General features: G+C 70.2%; 1 protein-coding gene. It reads right to left on the bottom strand.

The features are described 5' to 3' along the window. On the bottom strand, window positions 1-1553 hold a 1553-nt coding region (locus tag VIB55_RS03310; protein WP_331875243.1), incomplete at both ends, for an amino acid adenylation domain-containing protein.

Here is a 1553-nt window from a genome sequence, read left to right as displayed (position 1 = left end):
CACATCCACCGCCACCGGCTCATCCCCCAGGTAGTACGCCACCAGCCGCCGGTCGCCAGGTGCGTCCTCGCGGACGAGAACCACCGGGGCGCGCACACCCGCGTGCTCCGCCAGCCGCGCCTCGATCTCGCCCAGCTCGATGCGGTAGCCCCGCACCTTCACCTGGAAGTCGATCCGGCCCAGGTACTCGAGTGCGTGAGTGCGTGAGTGCGTGAGTGCGTCAGTGCGGGAGTCAACGGAATCCACTACCGCACTCACGCACTGACGCACTTCCGCACTTTCCTTCCAGCGCACGCGGTCCATCACCCGGTACATCCGGCTCCCCGGCGCGCCGAACGGGCAGGGGACGAAGCGCTCCGCGGTCATCGCGGGATGGTTCGCGTAGCCTCGCGACAGGCCGTCGCCCGCCAGGTAGAGCTCGCCCACGGCGCCCACGGGCACGGGCTGGAGGTGCGCGTCCAGCACGTACGCCTGGGTGTTCGCCACCGGCGTACCGACCAGCACCTGGTCGGCGCCACGCGGAACGATGTAGTACGTGGAATAGGTGGTGTCTTCCGTCGGTCCGTACAGGTTGCCGACCTTCTGCACCGTGCCCAGCGCGTACAGCCCCTGCGCCAGCGCGTTCGGCAGCGCTTCGCCGCCGAGGTTCAGCGTCTTTACGCTGGTCGGAATGCCGCCGCCGCGCAGAAGCTCCGCCGCCGCGCTCGGCACCATGCTGACGTGCACGACTTCTTCTTCGAGCGTCGCCAGCTCCAGCGCGTTTTCCACCAGCACCAGCTTTCCGCCCCAGGCGAGGGTGCCGAACACCTCGGTGATGGAAACGTCGAAGTTGATGGAGGTGGAGAAGAGCACCGAGGAGCGCTCCTCGTCCGTCACGTTCTCCCGCAGCCAGTGCAGCAGGATGACGACGGAGGAATGGCGGATCATCACCCCCTTGGGACGGCCCGTGGACCCGGAGGTGAAGATGACGTGCGACAGGTTCTCGGGAAGGACGCCGCTGTCGAACGCCTCGGCGGATTCCGCCGCGATGCCGTCTCGCTCGACGTCGAGCAGGAGCAGCGCGGCCGCGTCACGGGGGAGGCGATCCGCCAGCCCCGACTCCGTGATGACGAGCGCGACCCCGGCATCCTCGAGCATGTAGCCGAGCCGCTCGCGCGGGTACGCGGGATCCAGCGGCACGTACGCGCCACCCGCACCCAGCACGCCCAGCATCGCCGCGACCAGTTCCGGCGTGCGCGGCAGGCAGATGCCCACGCGCACCTCCGGCCCCACGCCATGGCGGCGCAGCGCGTTGGCGATCTTGTTCGCCCGCGCCTCCAACTCCGCGTACGTCCACCGCTCGCCGCGCCAGGAGAGCGCGACGGCTTCCGGCGTCCGAGCGGCCTGCGCGCGGAACAGGTCGTGGACGCGGAGACCGTGGGTGGGATACGCGCGGCCCGTCGCGTTCCACTCCTCCAGGACGAGGCGCCGCTCCGCCCCGGGGACGATCTCCAGCCGGTCCACGCGCCGGGTCTCGTCCGCGACCATCCCCTCCAGCACGCGCCGCAGGTATC

This window comes from Longimicrobium sp., from assembly GCF_036554565.1.
Lineage (GTDB): Bacteria > Gemmatimonadota > Gemmatimonadetes > Longimicrobiales > Longimicrobiaceae > Longimicrobium.
The sequence above is the reverse complement of the archived record's forward strand: the minus strand, read 5'-3'. Positions and strand labels throughout refer to the sequence as shown.